The sequence below is a fragment of the Streptomyces sp. AM8-1-1 genome, from assembly GCF_032229325.1.
In the GTDB taxonomy this organism is placed as follows: Bacteria; Actinomycetota; Actinomycetes; order Streptomycetales; family Streptomycetaceae; genus Streptomyces; species Streptomyces achmelvichensis.
Genome location: NZ_CP135086.1, coordinates 254,858 through 271,505, shown reverse-complemented (window position 1 = coordinate 271,505; position 16,648 = coordinate 254,858). Strand labels below are relative to the sequence as shown.

14 protein-coding genes and 1 pseudogene are annotated in these 16,648 nt (G+C 67.8%); 3 read left to right on the top strand and 12 right to left on the bottom strand.

Going from position 1 to position 16,648, the window contains the following annotated elements; translation table 11 throughout:
- Positions 1–101 precede the first annotated feature (101 nt).
- From RPQ07_RS01260 to RPQ07_RS01220, 9 genes and pseudogenes are all read right to left on the bottom strand, one after another.
- Entirely contained in the window at positions 102–1,226 is a 1,125-nt protein-coding gene (locus RPQ07_RS01260; protein ID WP_391843217.1) for a PP2C family protein-serine/threonine phosphatase, read from the bottom strand.
- A 311-nt stretch (positions 1,227–1,537) separates the two neighbouring features.
- On the bottom strand, positions 1,538–1,972 hold the full coding sequence (locus RPQ07_RS01255) for a hypothetical protein (RefSeq protein WP_313942081.1): 435 nt from the start codon (positions 1,970–1,972) through the stop codon (positions 1,538–1,540).
- A gap of 1,818 nt (positions 1,973–3,790) precedes the next feature.
- Positions 3,791–4,273, bottom strand: coding sequence for an Ig-like domain-containing protein (locus RPQ07_RS01250; RefSeq protein ID WP_313942080.1), 483 nt, complete (start codon positions 4,271–4,273; stop codon positions 3,791–3,793).
- Positions 4,274–4,488: 215 nt separating this feature from the next.
- On the bottom strand, positions 4,489–5,505 hold the full coding sequence (locus RPQ07_RS01245; protein ID WP_313942079.1) for an IPT/TIG domain-containing protein: 1,017 nt from the start codon (positions 5,503–5,505) through the stop codon (positions 4,489–4,491).
- 172 nt (positions 5,506–5,677) lie between these two features.
- On the bottom strand, positions 5,678–6,424 hold the full coding sequence (locus RPQ07_RS01240) for an IPT/TIG domain-containing protein (RefSeq protein WP_313942077.1): 747 nt from the start codon (positions 6,422–6,424) through the stop codon (positions 5,678–5,680).
- 630 nt (positions 6,425–7,054) lie between these two features.
- Positions 7,055–7,873 (bottom strand): cytochrome c oxidase assembly protein, encoded by an 819-nt coding sequence (locus tag RPQ07_RS01235; protein WP_313942076.1) that lies wholly within the window; start codon positions 7,871–7,873, stop codon positions 7,055–7,057.
- Positions 7,870–8,436: a DUF2243 domain-containing protein gene (locus tag RPQ07_RS01230; RefSeq protein WP_313942074.1), complete on the bottom strand. Its 567-nt coding sequence runs from the start codon at positions 8,434–8,436 to the stop codon at positions 7,870–7,872. The genes RPQ07_RS01235 and RPQ07_RS01230 overlap by 4 nt, the downstream gene beginning before the upstream one ends.
- Before the next feature lie 611 nt (positions 8,437–9,047).
- Positions 9,048–9,280: pseudogene (locus RPQ07_RS01225) on the bottom strand (amino acid permease); the annotation flags it as partial.
- Between the two features lie 30 nt (positions 9,281–9,310).
- A complete protein-coding gene (locus RPQ07_RS01220) occupies positions 9,311–9,775 on the bottom strand; it encodes a hypothetical protein (protein WP_313942073.1) in 465 nt (154 codons plus the stop codon).
- A 1,351-nt stretch (positions 9,776–11,126) separates the two neighbouring features.
- Here RPQ07_RS01220 and RPQ07_RS01215 point away from each other — a divergent pair.
- Positions 11,127–11,834, top strand: a complete 708-nt coding sequence (locus RPQ07_RS01215; protein ID WP_313942072.1) for an SDR family NAD(P)-dependent oxidoreductase — start codon at positions 11,127–11,129, stop codon at positions 11,832–11,834.
- Between the two features lie 392 nt (positions 11,835–12,226).
- Here RPQ07_RS01215 and RPQ07_RS01210 read toward each other — a convergent pair whose 3' ends face one another.
- Positions 12,227–12,841: a TetR/AcrR family transcriptional regulator gene (locus RPQ07_RS01210; protein WP_313942071.1), complete on the bottom strand. Its 615-nt coding sequence runs from the start codon at positions 12,839–12,841 to the stop codon at positions 12,227–12,229.
- Between the two features lie 66 nt (positions 12,842–12,907).
- Here RPQ07_RS01210 and RPQ07_RS01205 point away from each other — a divergent pair, with 66 nt between their 5' ends.
- Positions 12,908–13,057, top strand: a complete 150-nt coding sequence (locus tag RPQ07_RS01205; RefSeq protein ID WP_313942070.1) for a hypothetical protein — start codon at positions 12,908–12,910, stop codon at positions 13,055–13,057.
- A 210-nt stretch (positions 13,058–13,267) separates the two neighbouring features.
- Positions 13,268–13,459 carry a hypothetical protein gene (locus RPQ07_RS01200; protein ID WP_313942068.1) on the top strand — a complete coding sequence of 64 codons (192 nt, stop codon included), beginning with the start codon at positions 13,268–13,270 and terminating at the stop codon, positions 13,457–13,459.
- Between the two features lie 437 nt (positions 13,460–13,896).
- Here RPQ07_RS01200 and RPQ07_RS01195 read toward each other — a convergent pair whose 3' ends face one another.
- Together RPQ07_RS01195 and RPQ07_RS01190 are read right to left on the bottom strand one after the other, a co-directional pair.
- A complete protein-coding gene (locus tag RPQ07_RS01195; protein ID WP_313942067.1) occupies positions 13,897–15,495 on the bottom strand; it encodes a succinic semialdehyde dehydrogenase in 1,599 nt (532 codons plus the stop codon).
- Between the two features lie 26 nt (positions 15,496–15,521).
- A complete protein-coding gene (locus RPQ07_RS01190) occupies positions 15,522–16,442 on the bottom strand; it encodes an acetoacetate decarboxylase family protein (RefSeq protein WP_313942066.1) in 921 nt (306 codons plus the stop codon).
- Positions 16,443–16,648: the final 206 nt, after the last annotated feature.

Below are 16,648 nucleotides of genomic sequence, written 5' to 3'. Positions count from 1 at the left end.
TGCCCATCTCGCCCCCCATCGACGCTACGCCTGCCCCGTACGCGACGCCATGTGGCGATGCCCGGGATCCACGCGTGCCCCACTGGCCCGGGGGCGGGCACCTACGCGGGGTGCTCCTGGGCCCCGTTGTCCGGGCACCGCACGGCGAGGGCTGCGATGTCGTCGTCGAGCCTTCCGCCGCTGTAGTGGAGCAGGGCCCGGTGAAGTCGGTCGAGCAGTTCGCGAGGCGGCACCGGGCCCTGTCGCCGCATCCAGTCCGACAGGGGGAAGAACTCGCCGGTCCTGTCCCGGCTCTCCGTTACTCCGTCGGTGTAGAGCAGGAGCTGGTCGCCCGGGGTGAAGGCGACGGTGTCGACGCAGTAGCGGTCTCCGATGAGCGTCGCGAGGTTGAGGGGCGGTGAGGCGGCGGTGGGGTCCAGGACGCGGATCTCCCCGCGGTGCACGAGCAGTGGCGGGGGGTGCCCGCAGTTGAGGAGTCTGATGTGGCCTCTGCCGTGGGGGATCTCGACGAGTAGAGCGGTGGCGAAGCGCTCCGGCAGGTCCTGGGCGGGGAACGTGGCGCTGTGGCGGGTGATGCTGGTCTCCAGGCGATGGATGACGCCCGTCAGGTCCGGCTCGTCGTACGCGGCCTCCCTGAAACTGCTGACCACTGCCGCGGCCGCTCCGACCGCGGGCAGGCCCTTGCCCCGTACATCGCCGATCAGCATCCGGACCCCGTAGGGCGTATCGGCCACCTCGTAGAAGTCGCCGCCGATGCGGGCCTGCTCCTGGGCTGCCAGATACAGCGACTCGATTTCCAGGTGCGCGACAAGGCGCGGTAGAGGACGGAGCAGCACCCTCTGGGCTGCGTCGGCGACGAGCCGGACGTGGAAGAGGGTCTCCTCCCGCTGAAGGCGGACATGGCTCGCGTACGCGGCCGCCAAGGTGACCGCGACGATCGCGGCCGCCGTGTACGGGGTCCCCAGGTCGGTGTAGACGAAGCTGAGGCCGATCATGACCAGCAGGCAGAACGTCCCCAGCAGGAGCGTGGGGAGCACGGGCCACATCGCGGCGGCGAGGGCGGGTGCGGCGGGCAGGAGGCGGCTGAAGGCGATCTCCCGCGGTGTGGAGAATGCCAGGCCGACGATGAGAACGGTAAGGATCACCGGTGACAGCAGGGCAGCTTCCCACCGGCCGTCGTGGGGACGACGACGCCGCAGCCGCCCGGGCGTGATCACAAAATGCATCATATCCGGGCGAAGCCTGCCTTCATCTGGTCCGAGGTTCGAGCGGTTGGACTTCGACGTCGGCAATGCGGTTCTGGGTGAATCGGTTGGCGGGAGCCGTCAGAATCCTCGTCCACGGCCCCGCCGGTCCACAGTGCCGTGCACGACCCCTGGACAGCTCGTCGTCCTGGACGGAGAGGTCGTCAATCACGCCGGCGGGCGCCTCCCCTTCTCCACATCGCAGCAGAAGCTGAACCGCACGACACACTGGCGCGCACCCGATCCCGGAGGGCCGGCTTCGTCACCCCGCGCCGCAGGAGAGCGCCTGGTGGTCAGCCGGGGACCTTCAGGTTTCGCTTGGCCGCGGAGGCGATGTGGTGGCGAGTCACTCGAGCACACTCGTGCCAGAACGGTATGGCGGTCAGGTATGCGCCGAGTGCGGACAGGATGCCGAGGGAGACGTCCACGCTGAGGCGTCCCTGCTGGGTCCAGTAGACGTCTTGCAGGTCGAGGAGCAGGGCGAATTCGTCGGCGATGAGTGCGGTTCCCGCGCCGTATGCTGCGGCGACGGCGGGGTGGCCGACGGCGCGTTCATCGCCGCGTACGGCGATGATGCCGACGCCGGCCAGAGTGCCGATGCCGATGTTGTAGTGGTGCAGGTGCCGGCCGCCGGCGGAGATGTTCCCCCAGGGAAGCCATCCACCGCGGATGCCATGGGTGATGGTTCGCACGGTCCCCCAAGTGACGCCGAACGCGATCCACGTCACGATCAGCGACCTCTTCGTGGGAGTGAGGTGCTGAGTTGCCGATTCGCGCCATCGGGCGACCAGCCGCGGCCGATGCCGGTTCAACTGGGGGGAGGTGTCAGCAACCATGGGGGCCGCCCCCCACACCCGGCGTACGTGGATCCCCCACGAGAAGGGGAGAAGGGCGAACTGCCCCGGCGGCGGCGTTCATACGGCCGCAGCAGTGGTCCTCGCGGTCGCACCCGCCGTTCGGTGTCCGCACCGCGGTGAAACTCCGGGCGCACAAGGCATGGCCATTGCCGTCGACGGCATGCCCCAGCATGCCGGTGCCGGTCTCTGCTTCTCCGCGGTCGGCGTACGTGTTGTACATCGGCCACCTCCCACTCGAACGCTATTGCGGTCCAGATAAAGGGAAGCCCGCGCTGGTCGTGGCGGCCATTCAAACGCGCCAACCAGGTGATGCGAGATTCCGCCACGGCACCTGCTACGCCGCGCAGCCGGTCCGGGCCGTCGCTCCGCAGACCGGAGAAGTGGAGAAGGCCCGATCGGGCAGCTTGTGTCCCTTCCTGGCGGGGTGTTCGACCCGGACTGAAGACCCTGAGTTGAGGGGTGCCCGGGCGTGGGCGGCGAGGTGGCCGAGGCTCGGAAGGTGCTGCCTTCGCGACCTGGACAGGATGTGGTCGCCGGTCCTGGCGCCGATTGCCGGCACGTACGTCAGACCTTCGAGAGAGAGAGGGTGAACCTCGAGCGGTCCTCGATCCGCCGGGCCGGCAGCTCGCGCTGGTCGAGGATCTCAGAGGCTGCACACCGCGACGTTCTCCCCCCCCCAGACGGAATGCCCGTCAACTGTGGCCGGAAACACGCATGGTGACCAACAGTCGGCCTGATCGTTACATCGTTTTCTCACTGGTCCGACGGCCGCGAGGCGAGCGGCCGAGAGGCAGCCGTACCGCCGCCGATCAGGGAACATGCGAGGTTTCCGGCCATTTCCCACGGGCTCGTCCTGGCGTGCGCCCCCTCGCGCGCCCCGCCGATCGGGTGAGGAAAGATCGCATCCCCTTGCGGCATATTCCAGGACCTGCGTCACTGTAAGTATCCAACCGGTGGGCAGCCCATCCCTCTCCGGGGGAGCGCGGCCTCCGGTATGGCTGCTGTCTGTCTTGCGCGCGGGGCAGCCCAGCGTCCAGCTTGATGTCGCGATGGGCACTTCCTGAGAGGGAGTGGATCCCCCAGCCGGTGCCATCTTCCAGGCATCGGCTGGGCGGTTGGGCAGGTGCACGTTCACTTCGAGGAGCCGTACGACCGATGAATGCCAGGTCAGCACCGCCGGGTCGGCTCGAATTCGGCGGACACATGCCGAGCCTCTCCACGCCGGCGTCGATGACGCACCGCTTTGCCCGCATGCCGAGAATTGGTGTTCGCCGCGCCTGACGCGACAAACACCACGCACGGCAACCACGGCCCGGGCAGGCGGCGGTTGTGCATGGCAGCCTCACCCTGGCGGACGGGGCACCGCAGTGTCATTTCCACGCGAGGGCCGCCGCCTCTTCGGGTGGGCGAGAGCGGAAGAGCCGGTCGGCGGCGATCCGGCGATGGCCAGCAGGGTGCCGTCCAGGATGGCGGACGCCATGGTCGTCGCACGCTCGACGGCCGGACGGAGGGCGGGGGCCGGCCATGATGATCCGTCAGCCAGCCTTGTGGTGGGACACGAAGACCTCCGGTGCCGTGGACGCCTGGGGCCGCACCACACCGGAGGTCTTCGCCTGTGAGAGGAAGCCGGCAACTGTCAACAAGGTTGCGGGCTATCTCTCTGCGCGGGTACCGCTGGTTCCCCGTTCTCTACTTGTCCCCGGAGATGGTGACGGTGTTATTGATGTCACCGACGGAGAAGTTGATCAGTCCGCCGCAGGCGAGGAGACAGAAGCCAGGGGGCGGACCGGGGGGCGTCGGGGCAGACGTGACCTGGACGATCGTGGTGTCGTTGGAGGCGTCGCACTCCGTGGTGCCGTTGTACGCGGCGGTGATTTCGTGCGAGCCGGCGGTGGTGAACGTGGCGGTGTAGCTGGCCTGGCCGTTGGCATTCACCATCACGGTGTCGAGCAGGACGTTGCCGTCGAAGAACGTCACGCCGAGCCCGCCAGTGACGGTGGCAGGACAGTCGACCGTGGCTGTCAGTTGCACCGCAGTGCCCACCACGGCGGACGGCGGAGCCGCCACCACCGTTGTGCTCGACGGTACGGCCCAGGCGGGCGAGGCCAACCCCAGCACGGCTGCCATAGCTGTGGCGACGACCAGTCTCCCTCTGCGCGGTGTGATCCTCACCGGTTCGGCTCCTTGTTCCGGCGCCGGGCCCGCCGATTGCGGGCACCGTGCAGCTTCACGCTATGGCGATCTCAGTTGCCTTCCAGGGAGGCGGCGCCCAAAAGTAGCCTGGTTGGATCATCAGCCTGCACCGGTCGTCGGACTGCCGAATGCCAGAGCGGCGCAAGGTGCTGTACGAGGCGTGTGCATCAGCTCCTTTCCCCGACGTCCGTCGGTCAGATGCCGGGCGCGGCAACCCGGGTGTAGGTCAGCCCCGGGCTGGTGCCGCCCGCCGTGGTGACAGTCACCGTGACCGGACCTGCGGGGCCCGCGGCTGCTACGGCCGTGATCTGTGTGTCCGACACGACGGTGAACGAGACGGCCGTACCCCCGAAGGTAACCGCCGTGGCGGTGGCCAGGTTTGTGCCGGTGAGGGTGACCACGGTGCCCGCGGACGTCGGACCGCTACTGGGTACCAGTGCCGTCAGGGTGGGCGTGGCGACATAGGTGAAGGCGACGGGGTTGCTCGTGCCGCCCGGGGTGATCACCGTGATCGGTGAACTGCTCGTCCCAGGCGGGGCAGTGGCCGTGATCTGTGTGGCCGACACCACGGTGAAGGATGTGGCGTTGGTGCTCCCGAACCGTACGGCACTGGCGTTGAGCAGGCTACTTCCGGTCAGTGTGACCACCACACCTCCCGCCGTCGGGCCAAGGACAGGGCTGGCACTGTTGAGGACGGGAGGCGCGGCGTAGAAGAAGAAGGCGTCCGGGGCGCTGACGCCCCCCGGCGTCGTGACGGTCACCACGGCGGCCCCGGCATTTCCGGCGGGTGTTACGGCGGTGATCTGGGTGGCCGAGTTCACGATGAATGACGTGGCCGGCACCCCGGCGAAGGTGACCGCTGTTGCTCCGGTGAACCCGGTTCCCGTGAGGGTGACACTGGTGCCGCCTGATGTCGGACCGTTGCTGGGTGCAACACCGGTGATCACCGGCACCTGCGCCACGACATAGGTGAACGTCACCGAGTTGCTGTTGCCGGTTGGATGGACGACGATCACCGCCGCCGCCCCTGCGGCGCGGGGCGGGCTCACGGCTGTTATCTGTGTCGCCGACACCACGGTGAAGGAAGTGGCGTTGGTGCTGCCGAACCGTACGGCGGTGGATCCGGTCATCCCGGTACCGGTGAGGGTGACGGTAGTACCGCCGGTGGTGGGCCCTTGCGAGGGATTGATGGTACTGATCGTGGGCGGCATGAGGTGCTCCTATGGCAGCCTGGGCGAGGCCCGGGTGACGTGGGTGCCGGTCCGGGCAAGGGGAACCGCCGTGTCTGCGGCATCGGCGGACACGGCGAGAACTACCGCTCGGGAAGCGGTGGTCAAGGCAAGCTGCCGCCCGGTGAAGACCGGACGGCAGCGTGGATGAGGGTCAGATACCGGGAGGCGCGACGTAGGTGAACGCGCCGACGGCCGTGTCGGAGCCGGCCGGGTTGGTCACCTCCACGTCAACCGCGCCGACGGTGCCGGGCGGGGTCACCGCCGAGACCGTGGTGGAGTTCACCACGGAGAACGGAGCAGGGTTGCCGTCGAAGGTGACCGACTCGGTGGTGCCGAGGTTGGTGCCGGTGATGGTCACACCGGTCCCGCCGGACGTCGGCCCGGAGGTCGGCGTAACGGAGGTCACCGCGGGGACGTCCACGTAGGTGTAGGACAGACCGTTGTTCGTCCCGCCTGCCGTGGTCACGCTCACTCCGACGGGGCCCGCCGCTGCGCCCGCAGGCACGGTGACGGAGAGCTGGGTGTCGGAGGCGACCGTGGGCGTGGCGGTGTTGGCGCCGAATGACACACTGGTGGCAGATGCCAGCCCAACACCGTTGATCGTGACCGTGTTGGCGCCCGCGAGGGGGCCGGAGGTCGGATCGAGCGAGGACTTGAACGGGGCTCCCACGTAGAAGAACGGTATGGGGTTGCTCGTGCCACCCCCGGTGGTCACGGTCACCCCCACGCTGCCGGTGCCCGAGGGCGACACGGCCGTGACCTGGGTCGGAGAGACGTTGGTGACGTTGGTGGCCGGCTTGGTGCCGAACTTGACGGCGGTGGTGCCGGACAGGTTCGTACCGGTGATGGTCACCAGTGTGCCACCGCCGGTGGATCCCTGGTTCGGAGAGATAGGCATGGAGAACTCCTCGCTGACGGGAAGGGACAGAGGACGCAGCGGAACCGGGGACCACACCGGGCCGACCTTCGCGGAAGACCCTCACGGGGGTAGACGGCTGAACCGTACCGACCGGGTTTCGGAGTTCCCTCGCAGATACACAAAGGAAGAACCGGCGGATACCGCCCCTTTACCAATATCCCCGGCTATGGGATGGGCGGCCCACCGGTTCGCTGTTTCAAGTACGCCACGAGAAAGCAACTCTGACAAGACGTCAATCAAGGGACTTGGATGGTTGAGTGCGCCAAGGCGGGCGCCTGTGTACCACCGGCGTACGCATCGATAGCTCTTTGGCGATCGGTCAGCGAGGGCCATTCCGGTCGTTGCACCGCCCCGGAGGAGCGTCGTTGGATGTGGAAGGGAGCGGCTCATGGAGCCAAGTGACAAGCGGCCGTGGGCTGCATGGGAGTTGGAGGACTACCTGCACCGTTCCCTGGTGGGCGACGGTGACTGGTGGCAATGGCCACTCGAAAGACGTGCCGGCCCTCCATGTCGTCGCGCGGTCCTTCGCTTACCTGTTGCGGCATCGGAGCGGTACGAGAGCCGAGCCGGCTGCCCGCTGGCGTCAGCTGATGGCCCGAACGCCACTCTTCACCGGGTGGCGGCGCTGCGGGCCTGCCGCTTGGTGCGCGGTGTGGGGCGCCAGGTGGCCACGAGCGCGGCTGCCAGCAGGAGTTCGCCGATGTCTCCGCCGTAGTACATGATCTCCGCGCCGCCTTGGATCTGCTCGGCAGGGGCGCGGACGCCGAGGTAGAGACCGGCATACATCATCTGCGCCAGGATGGCGTGGGCGGCGATCGCGATGCCCAGGACGACCAGCCGGGTGGGCACGCCCGGCCGGGCAGGGGCGGGGTCGGGACCGGCGATGACCCACGCGAACAGACAACCTGAGAGCAGGAAATGGGCGTGGAGGACCTGGTGCCAGAGCAACTGCCCGTCGATCGCCTCGTACAGAGGTGTGAAGTACAGGGCACCGAGTGATCCCACGCTCAGCACCAGTGCCAGAGCGGGGTGAGTGATCACCCGCAGCGGGCGGCTCCGCAGGATTCCGGACAGCATTCGGGCCCGGTCTGTCGGCAGCGTGCGCAGCAGGAGGGTGACCGGAGCCCCGAGGACGAGGGCGAGGGGAGCGTACATCCCGACCAGCAGGTGCTGGACCATGTGGCCGCGGAAGTCTTCGTGGGCGAAGGGTGCCACCGGCGGCAACTGAGCCAGCGCGAGGAGACCAAGGCCGGTCAGGAACCAGCCGGTGCGCCGGCGGCTCCACCCGACTACCGGGTTGCGGTGACGGGCGAGTGCCGCGAGGAGCAGATACAGCGAGCCCAGCGCCAGGATCACGGTCACCGGCAGCAACACGTCCAGCAGAGGGGCCGGGCCGCCATGGTGTTGCTCCGCGGGATGGCCGTTCATGCAGCGGCCGGGCCGGACTGTGACGACCCGTCCTCACCCTCGGGGTCGAACGGCCGGCCGCGGCGCTGGATGGCCCAGCCCCCTGCGACGAACAACGCGCCCAGGAGAAGGAAGCCCGCGTCCCACCATGCCTGCTGTGCTCCGGCGTAGACATGATGGATGCCGAGGATCTGATGGTCGACGAGGCCCTCGACGATGTTGAACAAGCCCCAGCCGACCAGGATCCAGCCCCACAGGGCGGGCGAGGTCCAGACCTGACGCCGGTGGTGGGTCACACGTGAGTACAGCAGGGCCAGTCCCGCAAGGACGGCGACCCAGCAGATGGCGTGGAAGATGCCGTCCCACACCGTGTTCATCTGCAGGCCGTCGATGGTGGTCGCGGGGTAGTACTTCAGGCCGATCCGGTCGTGATTCGTGCTGGTGAGCATGTGGTGCCACTGCAGAAGCTGGTGCAGCACGATGCCGTCGACGAACCCGCCGAGCCCCACTCCCAGGGTGACTCCTGGCAGCTGGAGGCTCCTGGGTGGAGCACTCGCGTGTGTACTGCTGCTGGTAACGGCCATCACGACTCCCTTTGCATCGGTCTGCGCTCGGCGCTCAAGGACCCAGGCGGTACCCCCGTCGGGCGCAGCGTCACGTCCGGCTCACGCCGAGCGCCCGCGCGCCGGTCCAGCGGAATACCACGCTGTTCAATGGATTGGACGTCATGCCAGGGCCTTCCTCAGTGAGGGGCAGGATGAAGCACCCCGCAATCGCACTAGAACTACTCCGACTCCGCAAGAGCACCATTTGCCCATGCTTCGCGCGTCTCAAAAGCGGTCCCTGTTGCAGACGCCTGGTCAGCGGCACGGTTGCCACGTCAGGCGCAATGGCGTAGGGCTGGGCCTGTCGTGGCCCGCCTTATCGACCGAAATGCAGACTCGGCGGCTGGGCAATGACGGCCGGTTCGGTGAACGGGCAAACCCCCGCGGGAGCCAAGCCAGACCGTGCCCCTGCACTGCCGTCGTGTCCCGCCGACCTCGGGAGTGAGAGGGAAGTGACGGCTGAGTGCCCAGTGGCGAAGGCCGTCAGTGGTCGCCAACGGGGCCAGTGGCACCTGCCGGCCTGCCTACCCGGGGCGAGCGCAAACGCGCCACCGCCGGCACGACACTACTGACCGCCAGGGGCCAACTGGCACCGCGGTCGCGACCCAGGGGGTGCGGCGGTCGGTAAGCAGAGCGCCATTGGCAACGGCGACGAGCGCGATCAGCCAGGTCGGTACGCCCCCTGCCGCTTTGACTTCGAGCAGCGGTCCGCTGAACTCGGCGGGTTTGCCGGTCGACACCGCCGCGGAAGCGTCAGTGCCCAGGGGACGTACACGGCGTCCGCTGTGGCGAGCGCGCCGAACAGCGCGCGTGTCAGCTTTCGATGTCTCAAACCGCGGTTCATGCAAGTGCCTCAGAGGTGTTGCTTGGCCGCGTTGACGAGTCGGCTGATGTCGTCACGGGTTCGTTCCCTGAGATTGTCCAGGGCTGCTCTGCTGTCTGCCTTGGGAATCGTTGTGATGTCTGTGAGCACGTCCTCTGCGAGCTGACTCAACGTCTCGTCCTCCGTGAGCATCTGCGCCCGGAAGAGGGCCTCTTGGGCATTGGAGCGCAGGTCATAGGCGCGGATGCGTACCGTGTCGGAGTCCTCGGGTGGTGGCACTTCGTGCTCGCAGAACCAGAGGTGGACCAGGCAGCGGCGGTAGTTGACCAAGGCGCCGGCATAGGCGGAGTAGGCATCGAGTCGTTCCTGCCGCAGGTTTTCGCGGCGTGTGAACTGGTGGCTCCTGTCGGTGGTGCGCTGCTGGAACGCCAGAGTGATTCCCGAACCGAGCAGGGTTCCCAGAACAGCTATGGCGCTCGCGATGATGGTCTGCACGCCTCAAGCTGATTACGTCTTGGCGAATTCGGTAGGCCGCAAGCCCAACTCCTCTGCCGAGACGGAGATGCTGTCTCGGCACGCGAGAGGTCGACACCTTCGGACCCATAGCTCTTCAGAGATCGCTCAGCGACGTTCATACCGGCCGTTGTACGGTCCTGGAGGAGCGCTGCCGGGCGGGACCGGTTGCTCGGGTTGTGGTGCTGCGTTGCCGTACAGCGCCGGCGCTCGGGGCTGTCCCGCTTTACCTGCGCCCATGTGGCAGGAAGCTGCTGTTGGAGCCTTGCAGGACCTTGAGTTCCGGGCACCCGTTGACGCAATCAGGCTGGCGGAGTCGGAGCGGCGCCTTGGCCGAAGTCTGCCTTCGCAGCTGACTCTGCCGCTGGAGACGGACGGGATGGTCGACGAGGGGCCGGAGGCTATCGAGGCTGTCGGCCGCAACAAGGGCGATGCTCGATTGCCGCACACTGCGTCCTGTCTTGGGTCGCTGGCAGGTGCGCCAGGTCTGGATACTGGGCTTCTCGGTCACATTGCCGCTGCTTCCGGTTCATTCTGGACGCCTGCGGCGCCTGTGGGGCCGTCACGATGTACGTCCCAAGGTGAGCCTGGTGAGCCATCCGCAGGTCTGCGCGATGACCTCGGGTCGAGCCAACTCACCATCGGCGGCTACGACTAGCTGATCGTGGTGGTCTTCCACGCCGAGCCCGGAAGCGGGAGCGCCGAACTGCTCGGCAGCCTGAGCCTGTCCGGCCGCGCAACGGGCATGGGGCGCGCTGATCACGGCGGGTATGGGCCTGGTGGACCCGACCCGTCGCGGAGCGGTGAGCGGGACACCTCCGATTTGGCCTGACCGACTCCCTGCCCGACGCGGGTCGGAGCACCGTGTGCTCGGTGCCGGTCGGGGCTGTAGCCAGCGCGAGGGGCGTACGGCTCTGTCCTCTTGTGACTGGCTCCCGCACTCCCAGGAACAATGCGGTACTACCACCTCGATCAGTCCGCGCGCACAGGGGTAATGACCCGGGGCCGGAAAGGACCAGCTGCCCCCGGTGATACGACCGCCCGTATCGCGTAAGCGGTGGGAGCGTGAACGGCGGGAAGCGGCGCCCTCCCGGGAGTGAGCCATCGCCGTGGTCTGCGGCACTCGGTTTGTGTCGGCCGTCGGCCCGGCGTGTGCTCTCGGGGGCCGCATCGCCGTCCAGCCGGGGGGAATGGAGGGGTGGTCACTACCTTTTGACATACCTCCAATATCGAACATACTGTAAAAGATCCTGTGCCCCGGAGGGCATCCCGGGAAAGCCTAGGTTGACGCCGTCATCGGTATTTCTCATTTCACCTGGCAGGAGGCAACGTCGTGACGACAACGCTTATCACCGGGGCGAACAAGGGGCTCGGGTTTGAGGCTGCCCGCCAGCTTTCAGCCGCAGGGCACACCGTCTACGTCGGCGCTCGAAACCCGGAGCGGGGTCAGAGCGCAGCTGCTGAGTTGGGCGCACGGTTCGTGCAGCTGGATGTCACCGATGACACCTCAGTCGCAGCTGCGGCTGAGGTCATCGCGGCCGACGGCGGGCTTGACGTTCTCGTCAACAACGCTGGAATCGAGCCCCGTAAGCCCGACGGCGGCTTCGTCCCAGCCGAAGAGGTCACCGCTGACGCTGTGCGAGCTGTGTTCGAGACCAATGTGCTTGGGCAGGTCAGGATGCTTCATGCGTTCCTGCCCTTGTTGCTGCGTTCAGACGCTCCGGTAGTGGTCAATGTCAGCAGTGGGGCTTCGCTTATGCGGGAACTCGCGAACCCGGACTCGCCCGCGTATTTCTATCCCGACATCGCGTATCCGGCCTCGAAAACGGCGGTCAATATGCTGACGGTTCAGTACGCCAAGGCATATCCCGGCGTAAAGATCAATGCTGTGGATCCTGGATTCACCGCAACTGACCTCAACCACCACGCGGGGCACCAGACCGTCGAGGAGGGTGCGGAGATTCTTGTACGAATGGCCCGGGTAGGCCGCGCTGGCCCCACCGGCGGGTTCTTCGAAGCCAGCGGGGTCATTCCCTGGTAGTAGGCCGTACTCGAAGGCTGACGTCGGGATCCAGACTCCTGAGCCAGTATTCCGGCTCTCCGGTCACGGTCGGTGTGAGTGCGAGATGCCTCTCTGTGGCTGGGCCAGCGGCGGTGGACTGCGCCAGGCTGCTGCAGCGATAAGGGTCAAGCTGCTTGCCTGGCTCGGTTGGCTTCGTGCGATCTCTGCGTCGGCTGAGGCACAGGCGATGACGGCGTCGCCCTCCACCGGGTGGTCGTGAACGCCTCCGTCACCACCCTCACGGTGGGTAAGTCCGGGACCACCCTCCTGACCTCCAACGGGCACGCCCACTTCGCGGACGATCAACGCCACCTGCCCACGTACCGCTGACAGAGTCCGGCGGATGTGGCCGGCACTGTGCGCTTGGACCGTCACCTGCCGACCGGCGCGGATACCGCCTGCGACAGCGCCGGAGAGGCGGCGAACAGTGCGTATACGGAGGCCCGGATCTGCGCGGCGACGGCCTCAGGAGTGGAGGTGTCGAGCTTGCCGTCGAGATGGAGGAAGGCCAGGCCGTGTACGAGGGCCCACACCGTCGTCGCCAGGGCGCCTGAGTCGTCGGCGCCGGGGAAGGCGTCGCGAACGAGGCTCTGGACGTACTCCGTGATGACGGCGGTCGCGGCGACGCGTTCTTCGCTGGTCGGATCGCAGGGCTCGGCGAACATCGCCCGGAACAGGGCGGGGTGCTCGAGGGCGAACTGCACGTACACGACGGCGACGGCGGCCAGGTCGTCGGGTGTGGAGGGCGCGGGGTGAGCCGCGGCCAGGTGCTGGGCAAGCTCGCGGTACCCCTCCGCGGCGACGGCGGACACGAGGTCGTCGCGGTCCGCGTAGTGCCGGTAGGGGGCCGTAGCCGAGACGCCGGCCCGTCGGGCGACCGCGCGGAGGGAGAGCGCGGCGCTGCCGTCCTCCTCCAGCAGCTCTCTCGCGGCCCTCAGGCAGGCTGCACGTAGATCCCCATGGTGGTATCCGCCGGTTTGAGACACAGGTCACCATTCCTTATGTTTATGGCGCATACATCATAGGTGATTGAGAGGGGAGAGGGAACTGGGATGACCAGTGAGCCGTTCTCGCCGCACCTCGTGCCCTCCGATCATGCGCTCCGGGTACCGAAGAACCGGATCGCCATGGCGGGCATGGAGGAGAACATGGCGGCACAAGGCCGGCCTTCCTGGTGGTCGAACCGCTCGGCGTGGACCTGATCCAACCCCCGGCGGCAGCTGCGAAAGCCCCGCGATGACCGGCCGTCCGTCCCGCGGACAACCGCAACCAGGCCCGCGAGGCCTGCTTCCTCGACCTCGCCAAGGACCTGGTCAAGGACGGCCCCATCCCGCTGATGCTCAACGGCGGCACACCCGCCGCGTCACAGCCGCGAGAGGCCTCGACAACGGTGTGGCGTTGCGCTCGTCGGGATGAGCACCGCCCTCACCCTCACCCCTGATCTCCCCGAACGCTGGAAGAACCACCGCGAGGCCGATCGTCTGCTGGAGCCGGTCACATGGTCCGGCAAGGCTCTCGCCCCGGCTGCCGGCATGGCTCGGGTCCGGCACCTGATGCGCCGCCTCGCCCGGGGGAGCACCCCCAGCCTGGCACCCACCCGGTGATCGTACTGATCTCCGAGGGCCGAAGGCAGCGAGTGGCCCTGCGCAGCTACCGCGCCTGGCCGCCCAAGGGGCGGTGCGTCGTTGGGCGGTGGACCACCCTTGAAGCGACGTCGACGGATGGCACCGGTATCCCCAGCGGATCGGGGGACGCGGGCCCCTCTGTCGTGGGGGCGTCGCCCCAGGGGAGCCTGGTGGGTCGCGGCAGAGTCTTCCGGCGTGAACTCGGACCTGCGCAGGTCGCGGGGTTGTGGGGCGGGACGGTGGTCCTGGCGGGGCCTTTGGCGTCCAGCATCTGCCGGAAGCAACAGGCGGGCACCTTCACAAGCGGTGGTGCCGGCCCGCGGATCAGGCGAAGAGGGCGAGCCTGTCGAGTGGACAAGCCGCCCTCTCTTCTTGGCGTGGCCCGATCGTGGCTACGGCTGTGTGCCACACGCTGTTCAGCGGACTCCGACCCGTTTCATGACCTTCAGCGCGCCGGTCAGGAGGGTGGCCCAGGTCTCGGGGGAGATACGGGCCGGCGGGTAGAACCCCTGGATGCGCTGGTGGGCGACGGTCTGGGCCTCGGTGTACTTGAGGATGCCGTCGGCGCCATGACGCCGGCCGAGTCCTGAGTCGCCCATTCCGCCCATGGGGGCGTCGATGCTTCCCCAGGCCGCGGCGAAGGCCTCGTTGACGTTGACGGTGCCCGCGTGTATTCGGGCGGCGACAGCTCGGCCGCGTGCGCCGTTGCCCGACCACACGCTGGCGTTGAGGCCGTATGCCGATGCGTTGGCCAGCGCGACGGCCTCGTCGACGTCGCGGTAGGAGTAGATGGAGACGACGGGGCCGAAGGTCTCGTGGTCGTACAGCGTCATCTCGGGCGTGACGTCGGCGAGGATGGTCGGCTCGTGGAACAGCGGTCCCAGATCGGGGCGTGCCTTGCCGCCGGCGATGATGGTGGCGCCCTTGGAGACGGCGTCGGCGATGTGGGTCGTGACGGTCGTGAGCTGGGACGGCGTGGTGAGGCTGCCGACGTCGATGCTGTAGTCGTACGCGGCGCCGACCTTGAGCTTCTTGGTGCGGGCGACGAACGCGGCGACGAACGTGTCGCGGATGGACTCGGCCACGTAGAGACGCTCGATGGAGACGCACAGCTGCCCGGCGGAGGGGAAGCAGGCGTTGACGGCGCCCTCGGCGGCCTTGTCGACGTCCGCGTCGTCCAGGACGATCATGGCGTTCTTGCCGCCGAGTTCGAGGGAGGCGCCGATGAGGCGCTTGCCGGCGTCGCTCGCGATGTGGCGTCCGGTGGCGGTGGAGCCGGTGAACATCATGTAGTTGGCGTTGTCCATCAGCGCGCCGCCGATGGAGCTGCCCCTGCCGATCACCATCTGCCAGACGTCGGCCGGCAGGCCCGCTTCGTACATGAGCTTCATCGACCACAGGGCGGTGAGCGCGGTCTGGGTGTCGGGCTTCTGCACGACGGCGTTGCCGGCCATCAAGGCCGCGATGGTGTCGCTGGCGGCCATGCTGAGCGGGTAGTTCCACGGGGAGATGACGGTGACGACGCCCTTGGGGTGCCGCAGCTCGGTCGTGTGTGTCAGTAGCGGGATCGCGCCGCGGCGGCGCTTGGGGCTGAGGTACTTGCCGGCGTTGCGGGCGTAGTAGCGGGCGACGATGCCGATGTCGACGACCTCGAGGTAGGCGTCGCGGCGGGTCTTGCCGTTCTCGGCCTGCATCAGGTCCAGCACCTCATCCTGCCGTGCCAGGACGAGATCGTGGTAGCGCAGCATGATCCGCTTGCGCTCCGCGATCGGCGTGGCGGCCCAGGACTTCTGCGCGATCCGGGCTCGCCCGAACGCGGCCTCGACGTCCTCAGGGGTGGAGACGGGGAAGTCGGCCAGGGGCACGCCGGTGTAGGGGGCGTTGGTGGTGACCCGCGCGGCATTCGGCGCGGCCGAGACCTGCGCGGTCAGCTGCGTGAGCAGGGCCGGGGTGATGGACGCGGGCAGGCCCAGGCCGCGGCCGGTGGTGGGGCGGCTGGCGTGGTCGGTGACCATGGGGTCGGACTCCTTGTCGCTTGCTGCTACTTGTTCCGGCTCCGGACCGAGGTGGGCACCGGCATGTGGAGGGCGGCCTGGCCTTCGGTCATGACGTCGAACTGGATGGTCCGCTTCGGCTTGAGCGACCGCAGATCGTCGGACATGCGGCCCTCACCGAGCTGCAGGGTGATGCCGCTGGTGCTGTGCGTCGTGCCGGCGTTCAGTACGTTGGTCTGGTTCAGCGTGGAGTGCCACGCGCCGTTGATCGACGTGTACGAGGTGAGCGAGCCGACGCGCTCTCCGCTCACGTAGGCCCTCTGGGCCGGCGTGTTCGCCAGGAGCGACAGGTCGACTCCGCCGGCGGCGTTGGCCACGCGGGCGCTCGTCCGGTGGTCGTCGATGTCGACGTCGAGCTCGGTGACCCACTTGGGGAAGCCATAGCCGTCGTGGCCGCGGACCTGCGCGATGTCCGAGTTCACGGGAAGGGACAGCACGTAGGAGTCGAGGTGCTCGTTCTTGAGACCGGTGACGAGGTCGAAAAAGCCGAGCTTGCCGTGCCGGGCGGGTTTTACGGCGATGCCGACGGCGGCTTCGGTGTAGAAGTCGATGTCGGCCACGTCGTAGCGGAAGAACATGACCGAGACCAGACCGAGGCCGGGCGTGATCTCCAGCGGCGAGAGATCCTCGGGCAGTCGGCTGCGGATCGCCCGGGTCGGCGCGAGCATCGTGAGCCGCGCGGTGGAGATCGCGTAGTAGAAGTTCGGGGTGAGCGTGGGGCCGATCGGAGAGTCCACCTTGATCTTGGGCAGCTGGCGGAAGAAGTCCACGCTGCTGACGCGGGGGTCGCGGGCGATCTCGTCGAGGTCGGGGTTCATCCGGTAGCGGTCATACAGGCCGCCCTTCGGGACCGTGACCTCACGGCCGCCCAGGTCGACCCTCACGGTGTCCTTCGGTGTTGAAGACATGACGTGCTCCTCACTCTGATGTAAACGGTGTACACATTGCTTTAGGGTTGGCTGTAAGCGCTGTCAACAAGGGAATGCTGGATTCTTGGGTGGGATCTCAGCGGTGAGGCCGGGAGCGTCACGCCGCCGCTGGCCGGTCCGGGCTGTGGCCGCTCCTTCGCAGGGATCGCCAGAGTCTGCCGAATGGTGATCACGGCGGACCGCGA